This is a genomic window from Achromobacter sp. 10T422, from assembly GCF_056394065.1.
Genome location: NZ_JBFTHD010000004.1, coordinates 160,397 through 183,976, shown reverse-complemented (window position 1 = coordinate 183,976; position 23,580 = coordinate 160,397). Strand labels below are relative to the sequence as shown.

Annotated in this window: 20 protein-coding genes; 17 read left to right on the top strand and 3 right to left on the bottom strand. The window is 64.5% G+C overall.

Going from position 1 to position 23,580, the window contains the following annotated elements; genetic code table 11:
* Nucleotides 1–42: 42 nt before the first annotated feature.
* From flhB to flhF, 3 genes are read left to right on the top strand one after another with little or no spacing between them, the layout of a single operon-like run.
* Nucleotides 43–1,197, top strand: a complete 1,155-nt coding sequence (gene flhB, locus AC1DB0_RS11460) for a flagellar biosynthesis protein FlhB (protein ID WP_054425967.1) — start codon at nucleotides 43–45, stop codon at nucleotides 1,195–1,197.
* A 3-nt stretch (nucleotides 1,198–1,200) separates the two neighbouring features.
* Nucleotides 1,201–3,321 carry a flagellar biosynthesis protein FlhA gene (gene flhA, locus AC1DB0_RS11455; protein WP_054425965.1) on the top strand — a complete coding sequence of 707 codons (2,121 nt, stop codon included), beginning with the start codon at nucleotides 1,201–1,203 and terminating at the stop codon, nucleotides 3,319–3,321.
* The gene (gene flhF / locus AC1DB0_RS11450) at nucleotides 3,318–6,356 is read left to right on the top strand and encodes a flagellar biosynthesis protein FlhF (protein ID WP_476758663.1); all 3,039 of its coding nucleotides are present in this window, start codon (nucleotides 3,318–3,320) and stop codon (nucleotides 6,354–6,356) included. Before flhA ends, flhF begins: the two co-directional genes overlap by 4 nt.
* Before the next feature lie 77 nt (nucleotides 6,357–6,433).
* Here the strand turns inward: flhF and AC1DB0_RS11445 are convergent, their stop codons facing one another.
* The 3 genes from AC1DB0_RS11445 to flgA form a co-directional block, all read right to left on the bottom strand.
* On the bottom strand, nucleotides 6,434–6,910 hold the full coding sequence (locus AC1DB0_RS11445; protein WP_054426349.1) for a flagella synthesis protein FlgN: 477 nt from the start codon (nucleotides 6,908–6,910) through the stop codon (nucleotides 6,434–6,436).
* A 51-nt stretch (nucleotides 6,911–6,961) separates the two neighbouring features.
* Nucleotides 6,962–7,255: a flagellar biosynthesis anti-sigma factor FlgM gene (flgM, locus tag AC1DB0_RS11440; protein ID WP_054425961.1), complete on the bottom strand. Its 294-nt coding sequence runs from the start codon at nucleotides 7,253–7,255 to the stop codon at nucleotides 6,962–6,964.
* A 127-nt stretch (nucleotides 7,256–7,382) separates the two neighbouring features.
* Complete coding sequence (gene flgA / locus AC1DB0_RS11435) at nucleotides 7,383–8,099, bottom strand: flagellar basal body P-ring formation chaperone FlgA (protein WP_054425959.1); 717 nt, start codon at nucleotides 8,097–8,099, stop codon at nucleotides 7,383–7,385.
* Between the two features lie 177 nt (nucleotides 8,100–8,276).
* On the opposite strand from flgA, the gene flgB reads away from it, so the two are divergent.
* The 14 genes from flgB (at nucleotide 8,277) to AC1DB0_RS11365 (ending at nucleotide 23,476) form a co-directional block, all read left to right on the top strand.
* A complete protein-coding gene (gene flgB, locus AC1DB0_RS11430) occupies nucleotides 8,277–8,684 on the top strand; it encodes a flagellar basal body rod protein FlgB (protein ID WP_054426348.1) in 408 nt (135 codons plus the stop codon).
* 22 nt (nucleotides 8,685–8,706) lie between these two features.
* On the top strand, nucleotides 8,707–9,126 hold the full coding sequence (gene flgC, locus AC1DB0_RS11425) for a flagellar basal body rod protein FlgC (protein WP_054425957.1): 420 nt from the start codon (nucleotides 8,707–8,709) through the stop codon (nucleotides 9,124–9,126).
* Between the two features lie 20 nt (nucleotides 9,127–9,146).
* Nucleotides 9,147–9,845, top strand: a complete 699-nt coding sequence (locus AC1DB0_RS11420) for a FlgD immunoglobulin-like domain containing protein (RefSeq protein ID WP_476756900.1) — start codon at nucleotides 9,147–9,149, stop codon at nucleotides 9,843–9,845.
* Between the two features lie 73 nt (nucleotides 9,846–9,918).
* Nucleotides 9,919–11,385 carry a flagellar hook-basal body complex protein gene (locus AC1DB0_RS11415; RefSeq protein WP_054425953.1) on the top strand — a complete coding sequence of 489 codons (1,467 nt, stop codon included), beginning with the start codon at nucleotides 9,919–9,921 and terminating at the stop codon, nucleotides 11,383–11,385.
* 38 nt (nucleotides 11,386–11,423) lie between these two features.
* Entirely contained in the window at nucleotides 11,424–12,185 is a 762-nt protein-coding gene (locus tag AC1DB0_RS11410; RefSeq protein WP_054425951.1) for a flagellar basal body rod protein FlgF, read from the top strand.
* A gap of 63 nt (nucleotides 12,186–12,248) precedes the next feature.
* On the top strand, nucleotides 12,249–13,034 hold the full coding sequence (gene flgG / locus AC1DB0_RS11405) for a flagellar basal-body rod protein FlgG (RefSeq protein WP_054425949.1): 786 nt from the start codon (nucleotides 12,249–12,251) through the stop codon (nucleotides 13,032–13,034).
* Nucleotides 13,034–13,723: a flagellar basal body L-ring protein FlgH gene (locus AC1DB0_RS11400; protein WP_391569035.1), complete on the top strand. Its 690-nt coding sequence runs from the start codon at nucleotides 13,034–13,036 to the stop codon at nucleotides 13,721–13,723. The genes flgG and AC1DB0_RS11400 overlap by 1 nt, the downstream gene beginning before the upstream one ends.
* A 2-nt stretch (nucleotides 13,724–13,725) precedes the next feature.
* Nucleotides 13,726–14,862 carry a flagellar basal body P-ring protein FlgI gene (locus tag AC1DB0_RS11395; protein ID WP_054425945.1) on the top strand — a complete coding sequence of 379 codons (1,137 nt, stop codon included), beginning with the start codon at nucleotides 13,726–13,728 and terminating at the stop codon, nucleotides 14,860–14,862.
* 5 nt (nucleotides 14,863–14,867) lie between these two features.
* A complete protein-coding gene (gene flgJ, locus AC1DB0_RS11390) occupies nucleotides 14,868–15,845 on the top strand; it encodes a flagellar assembly peptidoglycan hydrolase FlgJ (RefSeq protein ID WP_054425943.1) in 978 nt (325 codons plus the stop codon).
* Nucleotides 15,846–15,918: 73 nt separating this feature from the next.
* Nucleotides 15,919–17,592, top strand: coding sequence for a flagellar hook-associated protein FlgK (flgK, locus tag AC1DB0_RS11385; protein WP_175168427.1), 1,674 nt, complete (start codon nucleotides 15,919–15,921; stop codon nucleotides 17,590–17,592).
* Nucleotides 17,593–17,639: 47 nt separating this feature from the next.
* Nucleotides 17,640–18,884: a flagellar hook-associated protein FlgL gene (gene flgL / locus AC1DB0_RS11380; protein ID WP_054425939.1), complete on the top strand. Its 1,245-nt coding sequence runs from the start codon at nucleotides 17,640–17,642 to the stop codon at nucleotides 18,882–18,884.
* A 132-nt stretch (nucleotides 18,885–19,016) separates the two neighbouring features.
* Nucleotides 19,017–21,014, top strand: a complete 1,998-nt coding sequence (locus tag AC1DB0_RS11375; protein ID WP_476756899.1) for a methyl-accepting chemotaxis protein — start codon at nucleotides 19,017–19,019, stop codon at nucleotides 21,012–21,014.
* A gap of 108 nt (nucleotides 21,015–21,122) precedes the next feature.
* Entirely contained in the window at nucleotides 21,123–22,976 is a 1,854-nt protein-coding gene (locus tag AC1DB0_RS11370; RefSeq protein ID WP_476756898.1) for a methyl-accepting chemotaxis protein, read from the top strand.
* Between the two features lie 29 nt (nucleotides 22,977–23,005).
* A complete protein-coding gene (locus AC1DB0_RS11365) occupies nucleotides 23,006–23,476 on the top strand; it encodes a hypothetical protein (protein ID WP_054425932.1) in 471 nt (156 codons plus the stop codon).
* The last annotated feature ends 104 nt before the right edge of the window (nucleotides 23,477–23,580 follow it).

Sequence of the window (23,580 nt, the reverse complement as noted above, 5' to 3'; positions counted from 1 at the left end):
TCGTGATCCCAAAATCCGCGAACCGCAATTACACCGCAGAGCATGGCCGAAGAAAGCGACCTCGAAAAATCCGAAGCCGCCTCTCCCAGGCGCCTGGAAAAGGCGCGCGAGGAGGGGCAGATTGCACGTTCCCGGGAATTGGGAACGTTCATGATGCTGGCCGCCGGTGTCGGCGTGATCTGGATGGGCGGCGGCTCGCTCTACCAGGGCTTGAGCGGCGTGTTGCGCAACGGCCTGGCGTTCGACCAGCGCATCGTGACGGACCCGGGCGTGATGGTGGAGCTGGCGGTTGATGGCTTCGGCCACGCCTTGCTGGCGACGATGCCCGTGTTCGGCGTGCTGGTCGTGATCGCCATTCTGTCCAGCGTGCTGCTGGGCGGCATCGTGATTTCGGGCAAGCCGCTACAGGCCAATTTTTCCAAGCTCAGCTTGTTCGCCGGCCTGAAGCGGATGTTCTCGTCGCAAACGGTGGTTGAGCTGATCAAGGCGCTGGCCAAGGCCTTGCTGGTGGGCGGCGTGGCCGTCTGGGTGATCTGGCGTTACCACGACGACATGCTGGGCCTGATGCACGTGGCCCCGTCGGCCGCGCTGATCAAGGCGCTGTCGCTGGTGGCGATGTGTTGCGCGTTCATCGTCGCGTCGCTGCTGGTCATTGTGATGCTGGATGTGCCATGGCAGATCTGGAGCCACCTGAAAAAGCTGCGCATGTCCAAAGAAGATGTGCGCCAGGAACACAAGGAAAGCGAAGGCGACCCGCACGTGAAGGCCCGCATCCGCCAGCAGCAGCGCCAGGCGGCGCGCCGCCGGATGATGTCCGAAGTGCCCAAGGCCGACGTGGTGGTGACCAACCCCACGCACTATGCCGTGGCGCTGAAGTATGACGAAGACAAGAACGGCGCCCCGCGCGTCATCGCCAAGGGCACCGGCCTGATCGCAGCGAAGATCCGCGAGCTGGCCGCTGAAAACCGTATTCCCACATTGGAAGCGCCGCCGTTGGCGCGCGCATTGCATCAACACGTCGAGCTGGGGCAAGAAATCCCGGCCGAGCTATATACCGCGGTGGCGGAAGTGCTGGCGTGGGTTTTCCAGCTGCGTTCGTGGCGCTCGGGATGGGGGGTTGAACCGACGGCCCCGACCAAACTGGCCGTGCCCGCCGCACTGGACCCGCAGGCAACAACCGCAGCACAAGGAGTCTAAGGAATGAGCGCTTTGCTCACCATGTTGAAGAGTAGCGGGGCCGGCCACGCGCGGCTCCTGGCGGGTCCGATCCTGATCGTGATGGTGCTGGGCATGATGGTGCTGCCCCTGCCCACGTTCCTGCTGGACTTGCTGTTCACCTTCAACATTGCGTTGTCTGTGATGATCCTGCTGGTGGCCATGTTCACGCGCAAGCCGCTGGACTTTGCCGCGTTCCCGGCCGTGCTGCTGTTTGCAACCTTGCTGCGCCTGTCGCTGAACGTGGCGTCTACCCGTGTCGTGCTGCTCAACGGCCACACGGGTCCGGATGCGGCCGGTAAGGTGATTGAGGCTTTCGGGCACTTCCTGGTGGGCGGCAACTTCGCCGTCGGGATCATCGTGTTCGTGATCCTGACCATCATCAACTTCATCGTCATCACCAAGGGTGCGGGCCGTATCGCCGAAGTGGGCGCGCGGTTCACGCTCGACGCCATGCCCGGCAAGCAGATGGCCATTGACGCTGACTTGAACGCCGGCCTGATCGGCGAAGACGAAGCACGCCGCCGCCGCGCGGAAGTCTCGCAGGAATCGGACTTCTTCGGCTCGATGGACGGCGCCAGCAAGTTCGTGCGCGGCGACGCCATCGCCGGCCTGTTGATCATGGCGATCAACATCATCGGCGGCCTGATCGTCGGCGTGGCGCAGCACGATATGTCGATGGGCGATTCGGCCCGCGTGTACACGCTGCTGACCATCGGTGACGGCCTGGTCGCCCAGATCCCGGCGCTGGTGATCTCCACCGCCGCGGGTGTGGTGGTGTCGCGCGTGTCGACCGACCAGGACATCGGCCAGCAGATCATCAGCCAGCTGTTCTCGAACCCGGCCGTGCTGTTCCTGACGGCTGGCATCATCGGCATCATGGGCCTGATTCCCAACATGCCGCACATTGCCTTCCTGACCTTGGCCGGTGCGCTGGGCTGGGGCGGATGGATGTTGACCAAGAAGCGCCAGAAGGCGGCGCAAGCGGCCGAAGAGGTGCCGCCGCAGGCGATCACCCAAGCGCAGGCCGCTGCGGCCGAAGCCAGCTGGGATGACGTGTCCATGGTGGATCAGCTGGGCCTGGAAGTGGGCTACCGGCTGATTCCGCTGGTAGACCACGCGCAGAACGGCGAACTGCTGCATCGCATTCGCAGCCTGCGCAAGAAGTTCGCGCAGGACGTCGGCTTTCTGCCGCCGGTGGTGCACATTCGCGACAACCTGGAGCTCAAGCCCAACGACTACCGCATCCTGCTGTCGGGCGTGGAAGTGGGCCATGGCGTGGCGATGCCGGGCCAGTGGCTGGCCATCGACCCGGGCGGCGTCACGATGCAGATTAAGGGTACGCCCACCACCGACCCGGCGTTCGGCCTGCCGGCGTTGTGGATCGACGGGGGCTTGCGCGATCAGGCGCAAGTGGCTGGTTATACCGTGGTGGATGCTGGCACCGTTGTCGCCACCCACCTGAACCATCTGATGCACCGCCACGGCTCGAACTTGCTGGGCCGCCAGGAAGTGCAGCAACTGCTGGACCGTATCGGCCGCGATGCGCCCAAGCTGGTCGAGGACCTGGTGCCCAAGACGCTGTCTCTGACCGCGCTGCAAAAGGTGCTGCAAGGCTTGCTGTCGGAAGAAGTGCCGATCCGCGACATGCGCACCATCATCGATACCCTGTCCGAACACGGTCCGCGCCTGGCGGCGCAGGCGGCTGGCTCCGGCGGCCAGCCCGATATCAACGAGCTGATCATGCTGGTCCGCCGTTCGCTGGGCCGCGCGATCACGCAGCAATGGTTCCCGGGCGAAGGCGAGCTGCGGGTCATCGGGCTGGATGTGAAGCTGGAGCGTGTGCTGTCGCAAGCCATGACGACCAGCGGCGGTTTGGAGCCGGGCCTGGCCGATACGCTGCTGCGCGAAACGCAAGCGGCGGTCGAGCGCCAGGAATCGCAGGGCAACGCGCCGGTGCTGCTGGTGTCGCCGGTCTTGCGCGCGCCGCTGTCGCGCTTCTTGCGCCACCACTTGCCGCAGTTGGGTGTGTTGTCGAATACGGAAATTCCCGATGAGCGCATGGTCCGCGTGACCGCGCTGATTGGCGGGAGCAATGGGCAATGAAGATAAGCCGCTTTTTTGGCGTCAACAGCCGTGAAGTGATGCGCCAGGTGCGCCAGGTGCTGGGGCCGGACGCGCTGATCGTGTCGAACCGCAGTGTGGATGGCGGCGTGGAAGTGCTGGCGACGGTTGAAGGTGCGTTCGACGACGCAGCGTCGGAAACGCCGCAACGCGAGGCCGCGCCGGCTTCGGGTCATGCGATGACGCCCGCTGCGGCGCCGGCCGGGGTGCCCTTGACTGTGCCCTTGACTGTGCCCTTGTCTGTGCCCTTGGCTGTGCCAGTGACTGCGCCTGCGCCCGCAACGGCGGCGCCGGCTCCGTCCTACGCGGCCCCGGCCCCGGCCGCAACGGAGCGCGCTTATGCGGCGCCCGCCGCGATGCCGCAGACCAGCTATTCGACGCCGTCCAGGTCGATCGCTGCCTACCAATCCGCCTACGCCTCGTCGGCGTCGCCGGAAGAGGAGGGGGCCGACGAGCAGGACATCGTGCCGCATGCCGCCCCGCCTTCCACCCGATATCCCGCGCCGCTCCAGCCCGCTACGCCGCCCGTGTCGTTGCAGCCCGCTGCCCCGTCGGCCGCTGCCGCGCAGCCCGCTGCCCCGTCGCCCGCTGCCTTTCAAACCGCTGCACCCGCCGCACTTTCTCCGCTTGCCGCTGCGGCAACCCGGGTTGAACTGCCGGCCTTGCCCCCCGCACGGCCATCCGTAAGCGCGCCGCCGCCCGCGGCTATGCCCGCGCCGGGCCGGGTTGCGCCCGCCGCGCCTGCTGCCTATGCCGCTCCGGCAGCACCGGCACCGTCCGCTGCGTCGGCGGCACCGGCAGCCCCTGCCGCCTATGCCGCGCCCGCGCCTTCCATGGCCCGCACACCGGACGCGCCGTTGCGCCATGCGCCGCCTGCGCCGTCCGCCGCGCTGCCGACCGATACCGCCGCAGGCTTGCAAGACGCCATCAGCGCCTTGCGCGGCGCGCTGGAAACTCGCATGGACGGCCTGCTCTGGGGTGGCCGTCAAGGCACGGCCCGCGAACCTGCCGCCGCCGCATTGTTCCGCAGCTTGTTGGACGCGGGCTTCAGCACGAAGCTCGTGCGCGCGCTGGTGGACCGACTGCCGCAGGGTATGTCCGCCGACGCCGCGCAAGCCTGGGCGCGCAACGAGCTCGTCACGCACCTGCCCGTCGTCGCGTCCGAAGACGAATTCCTGGCCGGCGGCGTGTATGCGCTGGTTGGCCCCACGGGCGTAGGCAAGACCACCACGCTGGCCAAGCTGGCCGCACGCTGCGTGGCCCGCGAAGGCCGTGATCAGGTTGCGATGCTGACGACCGACCTGTTCCGGATCGGTGCGTTGGAACAGTTGCAGATCTATGGCCGCTTGATGGGCGTGCCGGCGCATTCGGTGCGCGATGCCGGCGAGCTGCGCCGCATTCTGACTGAACTGGGCAACCGCAAGATTGTGCTGATCGACACCACCGGCATCAGCCAGCGCGACCGCCTGGTGGCCGAGCAAGCCGCGATGCTGTGTAACGCCGGCAAGCCCGTGCGCCGCCTGCTGGTGCTGAACGCCGCCAGTCAGGGCGACACGCTGGACGAAGTGGCGCACGCCTACCGCAACGGCGTGGGCGAGGACGTAGCCGGTTGCATCATCACCAAGCTGGACGAAGCGACCCGGCTGGGCGCGGCGCTGGACACGGCGATCCGCCACCGGCTGCCCATCCACTACATGTCGGTCGGGCAGAAGGTGCCTGAGCACATGGAGCTGGCGCGCGCGGACGTGCTGATCGACCGCGCTTTCAGCATGGTGGAACGCGCTCGCGCGCTGTACACGCCGAGCGAGGCCGATCTGGCGTCGCTGATGCCGTCGGCCCGTGATGCCGACGCCGTCGATCCGGCGCGCCGCCGCCAGCTGCTGGCCTCGGCGATTCTGCGTCCGCAAGGCGGCTCGGCCTCGATTACCGCCGCGCAGAATCTGGATCACACGATCGCCATGCTGGATAGCGACCCGGCTTGCGTGCAGGCCCGCGCGTCCTGGCGCGAGTATGTCGGCGACGGCGCGGGCGCAAGCCTGGCCTCGCTGGGCGATGAGCCGCTAGCTATGGTGCGCCGCGAATTTTCGGCCCAAAGCAACCGTCATCTGCTGGTGATGCACGGCAAGACCAGCATGAAGGGCGATGGCCTGCCGGGCGGTTCGCTGATGGGCTCGCTGCTGATGAGCGATCGCGGCGTGGCTCTCGCGGCGCCGGCGCAGCAGCTGGCGCTGGCCCACGGCATGTTGACGTCCTTCGCACCCGCCGCGCCCGGTTTGCCGGATGCCGGCCCGGCGTTGGAGGCGCGCGTGCGCTGGCTGGGCGAGCAGTTGCCGCGCCTGCCGCTGGTGCACATGCTGGAGGCGGGCACATCCGCTTTGTGGCAATCGCTAAGCGGGCAGGGCGTGTCATGGGTGGCGCGCAGCCCCGGCGGCATGCGCGTGATTCAAGATGAATGTCCGACGAATTTGAATGCGGTCGGCAAGAGCGTCGGCTATCTGCCGGTTGGCCAGCCGGGCGACATGCCTGGCCTGATCAGCGAGACGGCGGGCAAGCGCGTGGCGCTGGCGCTTTGGGCCTCAGGCACGGAAATCACCTTGCCGGGGCGCGGCGAGAGCGCAACGATGCGTCTGGTTTGCGCGCGCCTGATCGATACGGCCAGCGGCGAGATCGCCGGCCAACTGTTCGGCCTGACCAATCTGCCGGCCTCCCAGGCGGATGCCGCGACGGTGGCGCGCTGGCTCGTGCTGCAAGACGAGGCCAAGGCAAGCTTCCGGTATCTGGCCAGCGCCTGGCAGGCGTTGCCCGCGGTGGATGGCGCACACACCTTGGCGCGCCAGTCGCTCATGGCCGGCCAGTTGGCCGCGGCCTGCTGGCAGATGGCCCATTCGCCTTCGGCCGACGTAGTGCGCGGCCCCTTGTCGGGCATCATGGGTTCCGAGCGCAAGCTATCGGGCCGCCTGCTGCCCGTTGCCATTCTGAAAATGTTTGCGATGCTGGAAATGACGGGCAGCGTTTGATGGGCTGCGCATAACGAAAAGGCGACGCATGGCGTCGCCTTTTTTATGCCCGGGAAAGGGCAAATGCGCCCGCGGAATCAGCCCGCCACGATCGGCTTGCGTCCCGGTGCGCCGCGCGCGCCACGGCCACTGGCGTCATAGGTGGCGTTCACGCCCACGCCGCCGATGTTGCGCAGCGCGTCCAGCGATTGCTGGGTATAGCGCAGATGCACATCAATCAGCGCGCCGTTGCGCATATTGATTTCGTTTGCCGAGGCCGACTTGGTCAGCAGCGCATGCCAGGTGTCCGACAGCTGCGGGTGCAGCACAGCCGCTTGTTCCGTGCCGGCGTGCCCGATGGGCAGGCCGATTTCGGACAGCAGGCCGTCGCGCGTGTCGCTCAAGTCCACCAATTGCTGGGCGACACGGCCCTTGCGTTCGGTGATGGCCTGCAACGCGCCGACATTGCCCGGGCCGACCAAGACTTCGGTCTCTTCTTCCAAGATGGCCGAAAACTCGGTGATCAGGGCATCTTCCTGCCGCATGCAGGCCTGGAGGGAGTCGACGGGATTCATGGTCATGCTTCGAAGGCGGTAGGGCGGTGAACGGGATGGGCTGCGCGGGATTTACTTCAGCAGATCGCGCGCACTGGCGATCAGGCTGTCAGCAATTTTGCCGGTGTCGATCTTCAGCTGGCCGGAGGCGATCGCGGCACGAATGGCGGCCACACGCTCGACGTTGATGTCGTTCGAACCGTCTTGCAGGGCCAGCATCTTGCGCGACGCCGAGCTCAGCGCGACTTGCGAGCTGCTGGAGCCCGTCCCGTTGCTGGCGCCATACGCCTGTGCAACGGCGGATTCCGGGCGTTGGCCAACGGCGTCGGCCGAGAGGGGCCGGTTGGAGGTCGAATTGATTTTCAAGGTTTTCTCCGCAGGGCGTCCTGGGTCGGTTTGCGACGGATACGCCTACTTATGTCTCTGTAACGTCAGGTCTGGCCGGAACTTTAGGGCAGTCCGTCCGTTGGTGCTGCGCGATTTGTAACACTACCTACAGTTGTATTTCAACCAGACCGGCGTTGCGGACCACGCCGCTGACGACCTGGCCGTTGGCCGTCCGCACCTGCACCATCGCGCCCGGCGCGCCATTGTCCATCGCCTGGCCTTCGCTGCTGACCACGAAACCGTTGCCGCGCGCATTGATCCGCACGTTCGACCCGCGCACCACCGATTGCGCGTTGCGCAACGACGAACCCCGCACCGGTTGCCCGGCGTTGATGCGGTAAGCGGCCGTCATGCCCACCACGGTTTGCGGGTCGGTGATGGCGCCGGGCGGCAGCGACACCAGATCGCCATCCCGGGGGGAGAGGTCATCCGGCGTCAGCGCCTGGCCCGCCGAAATCATCCGCGAGGCGACGTAATAGTAGCCGGGCACGCTGACGGTGGCCTGGACGTACGTGGTCCAGGGCTTGGGCGCGTTGCAGCGCACGCCGACCGTCATCCGCGACCGCAGCTTCATGCCCGACGGCATAAATGGGGACATCGCATCGCACGGCGCCAGCCGCTCGGTGCGCGGCGGGTCGATCGCCACCGATGGCTGGCCGGGCAGGCCGGACAGCTGATCCATCAGATAGCCCTGCGCCGCGATGACGATCGCTTCGGGCGGCTGGCTGGCGGCGTCCTGCGCCAGCGCGGCGCCGGAGAAGGCCAGTAGCGCCAGGGCGGTGAGGCTTGCGCGCGCGCGGAGGAGTCGTGCGGAGATTTTCATGATGACTGAATTGTAGAAGTCCGCCGCACTTGGCAATACGTGAATTGGATGAGAAATGGCGGGTTATTTGGCTGATTGTGTTTCACCGCCGGCCCCTATGATTCGGTCATCCAATGGGATAACGGTGTGTCCGGAATCCCTTGCTCGATCCGAATTGCAACGCAAGAAGGCGCCACGATGCTAGACAGGCTTAACGAAGATTTCCGGTTCTACCAGCAGGCGCTCGCGCTGCGCGCGCAGCGCCAGGAAGTGCTGTCGTCGAACATCGCGAACGCCGACACGCCGAACTACAAGGCCCGCGATTTTGATTTCAAGACCGCGATGGAAAACGCCATGGAAGGCTCAAAGCGCCTGTCCGACACCTCGCTCACCTTGACTTCCGCGCGCCATATTCCCGCCAAGGCCGTGTCGCAAGGCCCGACCGACCTGCTGTACCGCCTGCCGTACCAGCCCAGCATGGACGGCAACACGGTGGACATGGATATCGAGCGCGTGCAGTTCGCCGACAACACGCTGCATTACCAAAGCACCATGCAGCTCGTCTCCGGGCGCATCCGGACGATGATGTCCGCCATTCAAGAATGATCCATAACGGGAGCGACAGGCAATGTCCTTGTTGAGCATTTTCGATATCGCCGGCTCGGCGCTCAGCGCGCAGTCGCAACGCATGAACGTGTCGGCCAGCAATATGGCCAACGCCGACAGCGTCATCGGCCCGGACGGCCAGCCCTATCGCGCCCGTCAGGTCGTGTTCCAGGTCAACCCGGCCCCCGGCCAGGCGATGGGCCAGGAAATCGGCGGCGTGCGCGTGGCTGGGGTCATTCAAGACCCGTCGCCGCTCAAGCAGGTCTACGACCCGAAGAATCCCCTGGCCGATGCCCAGGGCTATATCAGTATGCCCAACGTCGATCCGGTGGCCGAGACGGTCAACATGATTGCGGCGTCGCGCTCCTATCAGGCCAACGTCGAGGTGTTGAACACCGCGAAGTCCCTGATGCAGAAAACGCTGACCATTGGTCAATCCTAATTTCTTGACTGAGTGAATTCATGACCACCGTCGATCAAAACACCAGCACGACCGGCCTGGGCCTGGCGCAAGCGGGCTCTGGCAGCTCCATCACGGCGCAGGGCTTGCAAGACCAATTCTTGAAGCTGCTCGTGACGCAGTTGCAGAATCAGGACCCGCTTAACCCGATGCAGAACGCCGAGCTCACCTCGCAGATGGCGCAGATCGCGACGGTGGAAGGCGTGAACAACCTGAAGAACACGATGCTGGCCATCAGTGGCCAGATCGACGTGTCGCAGTCGATGAACGCCGTGTCGATGATCGGCAAGGGCGTGCTCATCCCAGGCTCCAAAATCAAGGTTGGCGTCGACGGCGACAACGCCGCCGAACGTGTGGTCACGCCGTACGGCCTGGATCTGCAAGCCGATGCGCAGAAGGTGCAGGTTCGCATTTCGGATGCGAACGGCGCGGTGGTGCGCACGATCGAAATGGGTGAACAGAAAGCCGGCGTGTACACGCTGGATTGGGATGGCAAGAACGACAACGGCGCGGCGATGGAGCCGGGCGCGTACACCGTGTCCGTGTTGGCGACGGATGGCGACAGCAAGAAGGTTAATGCCGAAGTGCTGAGCTACGGCATGGTCAAGAGCGTGGCGTATTCCACCAACGGCCTGCGTCTGGATCTTGGCCTGGACGGCCAGACCAGCATGCTGGACGTGCGCAAGGTGATCGGCGCCTGATCGGGGCGCACATGAATCGGTGCCGGCGCATGGGCGGCGGCTTCACTACCTAAAGAAATTAGCGAGAGAAAACATGGGCTTCGGACAAGGATTGAGCGGCTTGAACGCCGCTGCGCAGAACCTGGACGTCATCGGCAACAACATCGCCAACTCCGGCACGGTCGGCTTCAAGTCGGCGACGGCGTCGTTCGCCGACGTGTACGCCAGCTCCCGCGTGGGCCTGGGCGTCAAAGTGGCTGCCATCAACCAGCGCTTCACGGTCGGTACCGTGCAAGGCGGCGGCGGTGAATACGACATCGCGATTGACGGCGCCAAGGGCATGTTCCGCGTGACCGATCAAAGCGGCGCGGTGATGTATTCGCGTAACGGCGAATTCCTGGTCGACAAGAACAACTTCATCGTCAACGCCCAAGGCTACCGCCTGACGGGTTACCCCCCCGGCGCCATTGGCGCGAACCCGGTGGAACTGCAATTGCCGACCGCCAACGTGGCGCCGCTGGCAACCAGCACCGGCACGACGGTGGCCAACCTGGATGCCAACGCCAAGGTGGTGTACCTGACGGACACGGTCACGTCGCCGGCCGTCAACGGTTCGGTCTCGCTGGGCGGCACACCCTATGAATTCACGCGCGACGCCACGGGCAACCTGGTGTGGGCGGCGGGCGCACCCCCGGCCGGCACGTACGGCACTGCCCCGAACACCGTCGTTATCGACGGCGCGGGCGCCATCACGGGCGACATCACCCAGATCCCGGGCTACGTCAACTACACCGCCGCTGTCACCGAAATCGGCCGTCCGTTTGACCCGACCGTCTCCAACAGCTACACGAACGCGTCGCCCATGACCGTGTTCGACTCCCTGGGCAACTCGCACCAGGTGATGCAGTACTTCGTCAAGCGTCCGGCGGACGCCGCCGGCAACAGCGTCTATGACGTGTACTACACGATGGACGGCCAGGCCATGGCGCCCACGACGCAGGCCGCTGGCGTTTGGGGCACCCCCCAGCAGTTCACGTTCAACAAGGCCGGCGCCATGACCAGCGCCCCGGTTGTGACGCTGAGCTTTGCAGCGCCGGGCGGCACCACGACGCCCGCCGACCCGATCAGCATCGCCATGAACTACACGGGCACCACGCAGTACGGCAGCGACTACAAACTGGTCGCCAAGCCCAACGGCTACACGTCCGGCGAATTCAGCGGCATCAACATCGGCGGCGACGGCAGCCTGGTGGCCAGCTACACCAACGGCCAGACGCAAGTGGTCGGCAACATCGTGCTGGCTGACTTCTCGAACCTGCAAGGCCTGCAGCCGGTGGGCAACAACGCCTGGACCGAAACGGCTGCTTCCGGCCAGCCGATCCTGGGCCAGCCCGGCACCAACGGCATGTCCAAGGTGGTGGGCCAGGCCACGGAAGCGTCCAACGTGGACATGAGCAAGGAGCTGGTCAACATGATCATCGCCCAGCGCACCTACCAGGCCAACTCGCAAACCATCAAGACCCAGGACGAAATCATGCAAGTCCTGATGAACCTGAAGTAAAGCCTGACAGGCCAGCGACGACACCGACGGAATAGGCAATGGACAGAATCATCTACACCGCCATGAATGGCGCAGCGCGTATCACTGAGCATCAGGCCGCGCTCTCCAACAACATGGCCAACGTGAACACGACGGGCTTTCGCGAGCAGATCGCGCTGTACCGCTCGGTTCCGGTGACGGACGGGGTGAGTCTGCCGACGCGGGTTTCGACGGTGGCGTCCACGCCTGGCAACAGCTTTGAAATGGGCAATATGCAAACGACGGGCCGCGACCTGGACGTGGCGTTGTCCAGCGAAAACGGCTGGATCGCCGTGCAGACCCCGCAAGGCGAGGCCTACACGCGCGGCGGCAGCCTGCAAGTGGGCATCAACGGCCTGCTGCAAACGTCGCTGGGCCAGCCCGTGCTGTCAGACCAGGGCGGCCCGATCGACGTGCCTGACCAGGCCGCGCTGACGATTACGTCGGACGGCACGATCACCGCCATCGGCGCCGGCGACGGCCCGAACAATATTCTGAACCTGGGCCGCATCAAGCTGGCCAACCCGAACAACGCGCAGCTGGTGCATGGCGACGACGGCGTGTTCCGCCTGGCGCCCGTGAACGGCCAGCCCGCGCCGCCCGCGCCTGCTGACCCGAGCCTGCGCGTCTTGTCCGGCGTGCTGGAAGGCAGCAACACCAACCCGATGAAGGCGATGGTGGGCATGATCGAAAACGCTCGCCGTTTCGAGCAGCAGATGCAGGTGATCCAGCAGTCGGACCGCAACGCCGAACGCGCCAACGGGCTGTTGTCCGTTAGCTGATTCAGCCGCTGATTCAAACATTTTTCGCGCGCGGCCCAGCCGCGGCACCAGGAGTTTTTCATCATGATGCGTTCGTTGTGGATTGCCAAAACCGGCCTGGAAGGTCAACAGACCTCCATGGACGTGATCTCCAATAACTTGGCCAACGTCTCCACCAACGGGTTCAAGCGCGGCCGCGCCGTGTTTCAGGACCTGATGTACCAGACGCTGCGCCAGCCCGGCGCCCAAGTCGGCGATGCGACGCAACTGCCGTCCGGCCTGCAATTGGGTACGGGCGCGCGCGTGGCCGCCACCGAGCGCATCCACACCGCGGGCAACCTGAACAACACCGGTGGCGAAATGGATATCGCCATCAACGGACGCGGCTTCCTGCAGGTCGAGCTGCCCGATGGCACCCAGGGCTACACCCGTGACGGCGCGCTGCAACGCGACCAGAACGGCCAGCTGACCACCGTCAGCGGCTACGTGATCCAGCCGCCGATGAACGTGCCGGACAACGCCTTGTCGATCTCGATCGGCAAGGACGGCATCGTGTCGGTGACGCAACCTGGCGCCGCGGGCGTGAACGTGCAGATCGGCCAATTGCAGATCGCCACCTTCATCAACCCGACCGGCCTGCAAAGCATCGGCGAAAACCTGTATCTGGAAACCGACGCGTCGGGTCCGGCCAACCTGCTGCAACCGGGCGTGGACGGTGCGGGTTCGATCATGCAGAACTACGTGGAAACCTCGAACGTGAACGTGGCTGAAGAACTGGTCAACATGATCACGACCCAGCGCGCTTATGAAATGAACAGCAAGGCCGTCAAGACGTCCGACGAGATGCTGGCCCGCCTGTCCCAACTGTGATGCCCATGTCTGTCCTGCGTCTGGTTTTGTCTGCGGCGCTGGCTTTGCTGGCGGCCGGTTGCGCCATGATCCCGCCCGAGCCCATCGTGACCGGGCCGACGACGGCCGCACCGCCGCCGCCGCCGATGCCCATGGCGCAGCCCACGGGTTCGATTTATCAGCCCACGACTTACGGCAACTATCCGTTGTTCGAAGACCGCCGGCCGCGCAATGTGGGCGACATCGTCACCATCGTGCTGAACGAGCGCACCAACGCGTCCAAGAACGTCGCCACGAATACGAACCGCACGGGTTCGGCGTCCTTGGGCATTGCTGCCGCGCCGTCGTTCATGAGCAGCTGGGCGAATGCGAATCTGGATACCGACGCCAAGGGCGGCAACGTCTCGCAGGGCAAGGGCGACAGCACCGCCAACAACGCCTTCACCGGCACCATCACCACCACGGTGGTCGGCGTGATGTCCAACGGCAACCTGCAAGTGGCCGGCGAAAAGCAGATCGCCATCAACCGCGGCAGTGAGTACGTTCGCTTTGCCGGGGTGGTTGATCCGCGCTCCATTACTGGCACGAATACCGTGTCGTCCACGCAAGTGGCCGACGCCCGCATCGAATACCGCAGCAAGGGCGTCATGGACGAAGTCCAGACCATGGGCTGGCTGCAACGCTTCTTCCTGATCGCATCGCCGTTCTGACCATGACACAACCGACTCCGATATCCGCCTTGCTGTCCTTGTTCGCCCGTGTCTGCGTGGCGGTCGGGCTGGTGGCCGGCGCCGGCGCTGCACAGGCCGAGCGGCTCAAGGACCTGGCCACGATCCAGGGCGTGCGGGGCAACCAGCTGATCGGCTACGGTCTGGTCGTGGGGCTGGATGGCAGCGGCGACCAGGTTCGCCAGACGCCGTTCACGCAGCAAAGCCTGACCAACATGCTGTCGCAGCTGGGCATTACGGTGCCTGCCGGCAGCAACATGCAGTTGAAGAACGTGGCGGCCGTCATGGTTACCACTACCTTGCCGGCGTTTGCCCGGCCCGGCCAGACGCTGGACGTGGTGGTGTCGTCGATGGGTAACGCCAAGAGCCTGCGCGGCGGCACCTTGCTGATGACGCCGCTCAAGGGCGCCGACAGCCAGGTCTACGCCATCGCCCAGGGCAACATCCTGGTGGGCGGCGCAGGCGCATCCGCCGGCGGCTCCAGCGTGCAGATCAACCAATTGAACGGCGGCCGCATCAGCGCGGGCGCCATCGTCGAGCGCGGCGTGCCCACCACGTTCTCGCGCGACGGCTACATTCATGTCGAGCTGAACAACACCGACTTTGGCACGGCGCAGAACGTGGCGTCGGCGCTGAACAAGAAGTTCGGCCAAGGCACGGCCACGGCGCTGGACGGCCGCGTCGTGCAAGTGCGCACGCCGATGGAACAGGCGTCGCAGGCGCGCTTTTTGTCGCAGGTGGAAGACATGCAGGTGGCGCGCGCGCCCACGGTCGCGAAGGTCATCATCAATGCGCGTACCGGCTCGGTCGTCATGAACCGCAACGTCATGATCGAAGAAGCGGCCGTGGCGCACGGCAACCTGTCGGTCATCATCAACCGCCAGAACCAGGTGTCGCAACCGGACACGCCGTTCACGGAAGGCCAGACGGTGGTGGTGCCCAATACCCAGATCGAAGTGCGCCAGGACAACGGATCGCTGCAACGCGTGAGCACCAGCGCCAACCTGGCTGACGTGGTCAAGGGCCTGAACGCCTTGGGCGCTACGCCGCAAGACCTGCTGGCTATCTTGCAGGCCATGAAAACCGCCGGCGCCTTGCGCGCCGAACTGGAAATCATCTGACGGCCATGGCAATTACTCAAGATGCGGCCCGGGGCGCAGCCCGCCAGGATTCGGTGTTTGACATGGGCCGCTTGTCGGACCTGAAGCGCGACGTCAAGAAAGACCCGGAAGGCACCGACCAGCAAAAGCAGGTGGCCAAGCAGTTCGAAGCCCTGTTCCTGCAAATGATGGTCAAGCGCATGCGCGAGGCGACGCCCAAGGAAGGGCTGTTCGACTCGCAGCAGACGCAGATGCTGCAATCCATGGCGGATGAGCAGCTGGCGCTGCACCTGGCCACGCCGGGGATCGGGCTGTCGCAGTCCATCCTGGCGCAGATGCAGCAAGGCAAGCCCGCCGATGTGTCGGACGATGCGGTGAAGGCAATCGGGCAGGGCGCCGATCTGGATTTCCGCACCGGCGGCTCCCGCGAAGTGTCGGCGCTGCTGAACGTGATGCGCAACAACCGCGCCAGCGACCGCGCCTTGGCCGCGGCCGAAGGCGCGCCTGAACACGTGGTGGATTTCGTGTCGAAGATGTCGCGCGCGGCCAATCTGGCGTCGCAGCAAAGCGGCGTGCCGGCGCGTCTGATCATGGGTCAGGCGGCGCTCGAATCCGGCTGGGGCCAGCGCGAAATCAAGCATTCCGACGGCAGCACCAGCTACAACCTGTTCGGTATCAAGGCGGGCGGCAGCTGGAAGGGCAAGGTCGTCAACGTGATGACCACCGAATACGAAGACGGTGTGGCGAAAAAGGTGACGCAACCTTTCCGCGCTTACGCCTCTTATGAGGAATCGTTTGCGGACTACGCCCGTTTGATCGGCAACAGCCCGCGCTACGAAGCTGTGACGCAGGCCCGCAACGAAATCGATGCGGCACGAAAGATCCAGGACGCGGGCTACGCGACCGACCCCCGCTATGCGCAAAAACTGATCGGCATCATGGGCCAGTTGCGCGGGGCGGCGACCAGCGTAGAAAAATCTCGCCAGATCTTGGAAGGACTCTAAATTTCGAGGATCTCCTGCCGTAAACGGAGTATCCAGGAATAACAGCTGTGGCTACATACAGGGCAATGTCAGCATGAATTTGTATAAAACGGCGCTAGGTGGGTTGAATGCTGCCCAGGCAGGCTTGGCAACGACCAGCCACAACATCAACAATGCCACCACGGTCGGCTATAACCGCCAACGCGTGATGACGTCCACCGCGGGCGCCCAGGCAACCAGCAACGGCTACATCGGCCGCGGCGTTCAGGTTGACACGGTCACGCGCAGCTACGACAGCTTCTTGTACAAGCAGCTGGTCGGCGCGCAGGGCAGCGGTGCTCAGCTTCAAGCCCAGTTTGACCAGGTCTCGCAGGTGAACAACCTGTTTGCAGACCGCACAGTTGGCATTGCCCCGGGGCTGACGAATTTCTTCTCGAGCATGAACGCGGTGGCAAGCGCGCCGGCAGATCCGGCCGCTCGCCAGGATTTGCTGGGCAAAGCGAACAGCCTGGCCACCCAGATCCGTTCGACCTATGCCGAAATGCAAAAGCAGCGTGAAGGGCTGAACACCCAGATCACGACGACGGTGGAGCAGGTCAACAGCTACCTGACCCGCATCGACGATCTGAACACGCAGATCTCGCTCGCCTCCGGCAAGGCCGGCGGCAGCCCCCCGAACGACTTGCTCGACCAGCGCGATCAAGCCGTCATGGAACTGAACCAGCTCGTGGGCATCACGACCTACGAGCAAGGTGACAAGATCAATATTTCGCTGGCCAAGGGCGGCCAGTCGCTGTTGTCGGGCAACACGATCTATCCGCTGCAAGCCGTGCCGTCGTCCTCGGACGCGAGCCGTACCGTGCTGGCCTACACCTTGCCTGCCGGTTCGGGCAAGACCGTCGCCGTGGAGCTGAACGACACGGAAGTCACTGGCGGCAAGCTAGGCGGCCTGCTGCAATTCCGCGCGGAATCGCTGGACGTCATGCAGAGCCAGCTGGGCCAGATGGCCGTTGGCTTGGCGATGTCTTTCAACGAGCAGCACAAGCAGGGTCTGGACCAGAACGGCAATCCGGGCACCGATTTCTTCGGTATTTCTTCTCCCGAAGCCGTGCCGAACACGCAGAACAAGAGCAACGCGCAGATTACTGGCGAATTCACGAACCTGGCCAACATCAACGCCAAGGAATACGAGATTTCGTTCGACGGCACGAATTATCAGGTCGTGCGCATGCCGGGCGGTACGCAGGTCTACAACGGCCCCGCCACGGGCACGCCGCCGAACGCCACCCTGAACATGGAAAGCGAGATGGGCGTGACGTTGACGATCAACGCCCCGCCCCAGGCAGGCGACAAGTGGGCGCTGGCGCCCACGCGCAACGCGGCACGTGACATTGAAGTGCTGATCACCGATCCCGAAAAGATCGCCGCCGCCGACGCCGCAGGCGGTGACGCCAACGGCAAGAACGCCCTGAAGCTCGCGCAACTGCAAACTGCCAAGGTCCTGGGCCACGGCACGATGAGCACCACCGACATGTTCGCGCAGGTCGTGAACACGGTAGGCGTTCAGACGGCGCAGGCCAAATCGGCTGCTACCGCACAGGCCAACCTGATCAAGCAGACCACGTCCGCGCAACAGTCCGTGTCGGGCGTCAACCTGAACGAAGAGTACGTGAGCCTGTCGCTGTACCAAGAGCAGTATCAGGCCAGCGCCCGCATTATCGATGTGGCCAGCACGATTTTCGACACGCTGTTGGGTCTGCGTAGCTGATTTGAGCGTTGAACTGTGATTACTAAAAAGAATTTCGGAGTTGCACCATGCGCCTGAGCACCACGATGATGTACACGAACGGCCTGAGCGGCGTTCTCGCTCAGGAATCCGACATGAACCGCCTGGTAGAACAGATCGGCAGCGGCCGTAAGTTCTTGACGCCGGCGGATGATCCCTTGTCGGCGGCCTTATCCATTGGCGTGGCCCAGACGCAAAGCATCAATTCGACGTACGCCTCGAACCGTGCGACCGCCAATACGAATCTTGGCCAGGAAAGCAATACGCTGGACGCGGTCAAGAATGTGCTGCAGGACGCGCGTACCCGGGTGGTGCAGGCGGGCGGCGTGCTCTCCGATAGCGATCGCCAAAGCTTGTCCACCGCGCTGAAAAGCACGCGTGAAGCGTTGCTGGGTTTGGCCAATACGACTGATGGCAGCGGTCAGTACCTGTTTTCGGGTAACGACGGCAGCGTGGCGCCTTACTCCAAGGACGCCAGCGGCAATATTCAATACAGCGGTTCGGTCGGCGAGCGCACCATTCAAGTGGATCAGAGCCGTCAATTGTCCACCAGCGATCTGGGTGTCGACGTCTTCGGCCGCGCCAATCCGGGCTCGCAAGCCTATGTGGCATCCACGCCCGCCACCAACACCGGCACCGCGCAGTTCGGCTCCGTGTCTGTGACGCCGGGCGCTGCCAATCAGGGCAAGAATTTCAGCGTGACGTTCGAGGCCGACGCCTCCGGCGCCATGGGTTTTCGCGTGACCACGACTGACGCCAATGGCGGCAACCCCGTGACCGTGCCCGACCCGTCCCAGCCCGCGACGCCTTACGCCGATGGCACCGCCATCGACTTTGGCGGCGTTTCGGTGGTGATCACCGGTGCGCCCAAAGCCAATGACACGATCAACGTCGAGAGCGTGCAGTCCGCAGATATGGACGTGTTCTCCACGCTGGACGACCTCATCTCTGCCTTGGACGCTCCCAGCAATGGGGACCCTGTCGCAACGGCCCGCGTGACCAACGCCCTGGCGACCGCGAACAAGAAGTTGTCGAACAGCTATGACAACGTCCTGACCGTGAACGCATCGGTTGGCGCCCGGATGAATGAGCTGGAAGCGCTGGACGCGACCGGCACGAAAAAGGGCCTGACGTACGCCAAGTCGCTGTCCGATCTGGAAGACCTGGATTACTACTCGGGCGCCAGCCAGCTCGCCTTGCGCCAAGTGGCGCTGGCTGCGGCATCGTCGGCTTTCATGACCATTCAGGGATCAAGTTTGTTCAGCCGCAAATAATGCGGCAGTAGCCCTGTAGGCGCCCTTGGGGCGTGGCGATTTGCGGACGCTGCTGGCCTTGGGCCGGGGCGTCCGTGGTTGCGTGCAGGGTAGGAAATAGTCGTTTCTCGTGGCCTAACGCTCGGATATTTCATGCTTGTCAATTTGAAAGTTCGCACCTGTATCGTGCTGGTGCTGTTGCTCTTCACGAGCGCCATGTTCATTTCGAACGGCGTGGCGTGGATGGGGTTGAATTCCAGCAATGAAAAGCTGGAACGGGTCAACGACGCCTACTCGAACCAAGGCACCCAGCTGAACCGCGCGTATGCCGCGTTTCTGCGCGGCCGGCTGTTGCTGGCGACGTCGTTGATGGATATGCAGCAGGGCAAGACCGAGCAGGCGAACGCCCAGGCCAAGCGCGCTGAGACGCTGATGCAAGAAGGCAGGCAGTCGCTGGACGCCTTCCGCAAAGCGCCACGCATGGCGGGTTCCGAAGCCGCCGTGGCCAAGCTGGAAGCGGGCTACAAAGAGTTCGACGACGTGTACAAGCGCCAGGCCGCCGCGTTGTCCAGCATGGCGATCCAGGAATACCTGGATCTGAACGATTCCGGCAGCAAGGCCAATACCGAGTTCCGCGAAGGCGTCAACGGCGTACTGCAATTCCTGGACACGCGCACGGACGAACTGGTCGTGCAAGCCGAAACGGATCACCGTATCTCGCGCACGGTCACCCTTGCCATGCTGGCGATTGCGCTGGTGCTGGCGCTGGGTTGCTGGTTGTTCATCAACCGCACCGTGCTGCGTCCGCTGCATCAGGCGGGCGATCACTTCGACAAGATTTCGGGCGGTGACTTTACCGGCCGCATCGAGGTGCGCAGCACCAACGAAATCGGTCAGCTGTTTGGCGCGATCAAGCGCATGCAGGAAAGCCTGACGCGTACCGTGGCAACGGTGCGCCGGGGTGTGGACGAAATCAATGTAGGTGCGCGCGAAATCTCCGCGGGCAACACCGACCTGTCCAGCCGTACTGAACAGCAAGCGGCGTCCCTTGAGGAAACCGCAGCGTCGATGGAGCAACTGGCGTCCACCGTGAAGCAGAATGCCGACAATGCACGCCAGGCCAATCAGTTGGCAGCGAGTGCGTCGGATGTAGCCGAGCGCGGCGGTTCGGCGGTGTCGGAAGTGGTCAGCACGATGCAGGGCATTTCGGCCAGCTCGCGCAAGATTTCCGAAATCGTTTCCGTCATTGACGGCATCGCTTTCCAGACGAACATCCTGGCGCTGAACGCCGCCGTGGAAGCGGCGCGTGCCGGTGAGCAGGGCAAGGGCTTTGCGGTGGTGGCGGGCGAAGTGCGTTCGCTGGCACAACGCAGCGCGCAAGCCGCCAAGGAAATCAAGGGTTTGATCGAAGACTCGGTGACCAAGGTCGGTGCCGGTTCGCAGCAAGTGGAACGCGCGGGCGCGACGATGCAAGAGATCGTTGCGTCGGTCAAGCGCGTCACCGACATCATGGGCGAAATCTCGGCCGCGTCCGAAGAGCAGTCCAGCGGTATCGATCAAGTGAACCGCGCCGTGTCGCAGATGGACGAAGTGACGCAGCAGAACGCGGCGCTGGTGGAAGAAGCGGCCGCCGCGGCCGGCTCGTTGCAAGAGCAGGCGCAACGTCTGGCCGAAGCCGTGTCCGTGTTCAAAATCAACGCCGGCGAAGTGATTGAAGTGCCCGCCCACCAGTTGGCGCAGCAACGCAGTGCACCGCGCGTGCAGGCAGCGCAGGCCGCCGCCCCGAGAGCGCAGGCCGCCGCCCCGAGAGCACCGGTGGCGCAGCTGAGCAAGCCTGGCCACCGATCGGCGAATGCCGCCGCGCATGCCCCCGTGAACAAACCCGAGGCGCCCGCACAAGAATCGCAGCTGGAGCAGGAATCGCAGTCGGCTCCTGATGCGGGCGACGCGCCTGCGGCGCCGAAGCCGGCGCCCGCCGCCGCGCCGCGCAAGACGCAGGTGGCGCGTCCCAAACCCGCAGCAACGGCGGCTACCGTGGTGCGACCGTTGCGCCGTCCCGCGACCCGGGCGGATGCCGCGGGTGCGCCGCCGGCACCTTCCGCCTCCAGCCGCCGTGCGCCGCCAGCGGACGACGATTGGGAGTCTTTCTGACGCGATTCCCCCGTCAGTGCATTGAATAGGCAGTAGCTCACAGATAGACCCCCTTTTACGGACCAGCGGCGACAGCGCCGCCGGGACGACTACCGGAACAATCGGAACATGTTCAGCAATCTGAAGGTGCGCACGGGCTTGATGCTCGCTCAGTTGGCCGTTGCCCTTGCCGCACTGGTTGCCATTGGTTTGGGCTGGAACAGCATGCGTTCCAGCGCCGACACCATCAACGCCCTGGATTCCCTGAGCGTCCAACAGAGCAATCTGATCAAGGACGCTTATACGCAGATGCTGCGCGCGACGATTCGCGCCGACATCGCGGCCGCGCAGCGCGCGGCCGGTGATACGAACGGCGCGGCCGACAACTCGCGCACCGTTCAGCAGCTGATCGCAGACGCGAACAAGAAGATGGAAGCCTTCAAGGCCGTGCCGAAAGTGACGGCGCTGGGCAAGGCGGCTGAGGGCGAGCTGCTGTCCTCGTTCAACGGCTTCTCGGGTGCGCTGCAGGCCATGATGGCCGCGCTCGACAAGGGCGACGCCGCCACCTACCTGACCTTGAAAAACACCCAGGCTGGCGCCGCTAGCGCCGCGTTCTTCAAGCAATTGAGTGCATTCGCCAGCAACATCAACACGTTCAGCGAAGAGCGGGTGCAGGCGTCCCGTACGCAGGCGTCCACGATGACGTTTGTGTACCTGGCCCTGGCCGCGCTGATCCTGGCGGTGTCGCTGGGCGCGTTCCTGTTCATGAACCGCGTCGTTCTCCGCCCCTTGCGCTCGGTGAGCGACAGTTTCGACAAGATTGCAGGCGGCGACCTGACGGTGCGTGTGGAGGCAACGTCCTCCAACGAAATCGGCCAATTGATGGCGGCCGTGAAGCGCATGCAGGAAAGCCTGACGCGCACCGTGGCCGCCGTGCGCCGGGGTGTGGACGAAATCAATGTGGGCGCGCGCGAAATCTCCGCGGGCAACACCGACCTGTCCAGCCGTACCGAACAGCAAGCGGCGTCCCTTGAGGAAACCGCGGCGTCGATGGAGCAACTGGCGTCCACCGTGAAGCAGAACGCCGACAACGCACGCCAGGCCAATCAGTTGGCAGCGAGTGCGTCGGACGTAGCCGAGCGCGGCGGTTCGGCGGTGTCGGAAGTGGTCAGCACGATGCAGGGCATTTCGGCCAGCTCGCGCAAGATTTCCGAAATCGTTTCCGTCATCGACGGTATCGCTTTCCAGACCAACATCCTGGCGCTGAACGCCGCCGTGGAAGCGGCGCGTGCCGGCGAGCAAGGCAAGGGCTTTGCGGTGGTGGCGGGCGAAGTGCGTTCGCTGGCGCAACGCAGCGCGCAAGCCGCCAAGGAAATCAAGGGTTTGATCGAAGACTCGGTGACCAAGGTGGGCGCCGGTTCGCAGCAAGTGGAACGTGCGGGCGCGACGATGCAAGAGATCGTGGCCTCGGTGAAACGTGTGACGGACATCATGGGCGAGATTTCGGCGGCGTCCGAAGAGCAGTCCGGCGGTATCGATCAAGTGAACCGCGCCGTGTCGCAGATGGACGAAGTGACGCAGCAGAACGCGGCGCTGGTGGAAGAAGCGGCTGCTGCTGCGGGCTCCTTGCAGGAACAGGCAGAGCGCCTGGTCCAGGCCGTAGCCGTGTTCAAGATCAATGCAGGTGAAGTGATTGAAGTGCCGGCTCGCCAGTTGGCGCAGCAGCCGCAACGCCGCGCGCCGCGCGTCGCTGCCCCGGCCGCTGAAGCCCCCGCCGCGCAAGCCGCGCCATCCAAGCCGGCAGTGCGTCTGACGCACACGGCGCGCGCCAAGCCGGCCGCTGCTGCAGAAGGCGCCACGGCGGCGCGTCCGCTGCGCCGCCCCGCGCCGCGCGCGGCAGCCGCTGCGGCTGACACCAAGCCAGCAGCTCCGGCCGCAAGCCGTCGTCAGGCGCCGTCGGACGACGATTGGGAATCTTTTTGATGCCGGCCATGCCGGCGAATAGGTAGGGTATGCGAGGCTATATACATCTTCTGGCGGCTGCCGCCATCGCGTTGTTGCTTGGCGGCTGCGCGGCAACGGGTCACAACTTCGACCCGGGCAAGTTGTCGACCCTGACGCCGGGGCAGACGACGCTGGAAGAGGCCTCGCGCGCGCTGACCGCGCCGCCCACCAAGCTTTACAGACAGACCGACGGGACGCTCCTCGCCCTGTGGGACTTCAAGATCACGTTTGTCGCCGACGGCCTGTACAGCCGTAAGGAAGCGCTGCTGCAATTCGGCCCGGATGGCCGTCTGATGCGGCTCGTCGACAGCACCAATATTCTGCTGGAACCTTGGGAACGCCAAAAACTGCTGGGGCCTGCGCCCGCGCCTGATTTGAATCAGGCCTGGACGCCGATGCCGTCGGCGGAACCCGAGGTGCAAACGATCTACATTCCTGGCCCGGGTGAACCGGCCGGGTTGGCGCCTGTGGGCAAATAGTCGTGTAAGTCCGGCAGAGCATTGCGGCGCAAGCCGCAATGAACGTCGCCCTCAATGTACACCCCATGTAACAGGGCGTGTCCACAGGGTGGTTTTTCATTTGG

Excerpts from the sequence above, each read along its gene's own strand:
- AC1DB0_RS11410 (WP_054425951.1), top strand. The coding sequence starts at position 11,424 with ATGGACAGAATCATCTACACCGCCATGAATGGCGCAGCGCGTATCACT.
- AC1DB0_RS11400 (WP_391569035.1), top strand. The coding sequence starts at position 13,034 with ATGCCCATGTCTGTCCTGCGTCTGGTTTTGTCTGCGGCGCTGGCTTTG.
- flgK (WP_175168427.1), top strand. The coding sequence starts at position 15,919 with ATGAATTTGTATAAAACGGCGCTAGGTGGGTTGAATGCTGCCCAGGCA.
- AC1DB0_RS11375 (WP_476756899.1), top strand. The coding sequence starts at position 19,017 with ATGCTTGTCAATTTGAAAGTTCGCACCTGTATCGTGCTGGTGCTGTTG.
- AC1DB0_RS11395 (WP_054425945.1), top strand. The coding sequence starts at position 13,726 with ATGACACAACCGACTCCGATATCCGCCTTGCTGTCCTTGTTCGCCCGT.
- AC1DB0_RS11415 (WP_054425953.1), top strand. The coding sequence starts at position 9,919 with ATGGGCTTCGGACAAGGATTGAGCGGCTTGAACGCCGCTGCGCAGAAC.
- flgG (WP_054425949.1), top strand. The coding sequence starts at position 12,249 with ATGATGCGTTCGTTGTGGATTGCCAAAACCGGCCTGGAAGGTCAACAG.
- AC1DB0_RS11445 (WP_054426349.1), bottom strand. The coding sequence starts at position 6,910 with ATGAATCCCGTCGACTCCCTCCAGGCCTGCATGCGGCAGGAAGATGCC.
- flgC (WP_054425957.1), top strand. The coding sequence starts at position 8,707 with ATGTCCTTGTTGAGCATTTTCGATATCGCCGGCTCGGCGCTCAGCGCG.
- flgL (WP_054425939.1), top strand. The coding sequence starts at position 17,640 with ATGCGCCTGAGCACCACGATGATGTACACGAACGGCCTGAGCGGCGTT.
- flhA (WP_054425965.1), top strand. The coding sequence starts at position 1,201 with ATGAGCGCTTTGCTCACCATGTTGAAGAGTAGCGGGGCCGGCCACGCG.
- AC1DB0_RS11420 (WP_476756900.1), top strand. The coding sequence starts at position 9,147 with ATGACCACCGTCGATCAAAACACCAGCACGACCGGCCTGGGCCTGGCG.
- AC1DB0_RS11370 (WP_476756898.1), top strand. The coding sequence starts at position 21,123 with ATGTTCAGCAATCTGAAGGTGCGCACGGGCTTGATGCTCGCTCAGTTG.
- flgJ (WP_054425943.1), top strand. The coding sequence starts at position 14,868 with ATGGCAATTACTCAAGATGCGGCCCGGGGCGCAGCCCGCCAGGATTCG.
- flhF (WP_476758663.1), top strand. The coding sequence starts at position 3,318 with ATGAAGATAAGCCGCTTTTTTGGCGTCAACAGCCGTGAAGTGATGCGC.
- AC1DB0_RS11365 (WP_054425932.1), top strand. The coding sequence starts at position 23,006 with ATGCGAGGCTATATACATCTTCTGGCGGCTGCCGCCATCGCGTTGTTG.
- flhB (WP_054425967.1), top strand. The coding sequence starts at position 43 with ATGGCCGAAGAAAGCGACCTCGAAAAATCCGAAGCCGCCTCTCCCAGG.
- flgB (WP_054426348.1), top strand. The coding sequence starts at position 8,277 with ATGCTAGACAGGCTTAACGAAGATTTCCGGTTCTACCAGCAGGCGCTC.
- flgA (WP_054425959.1), bottom strand. The coding sequence starts at position 8,099 with ATGAAAATCTCCGCACGACTCCTCCGCGCGCGCGCAAGCCTCACCGCC.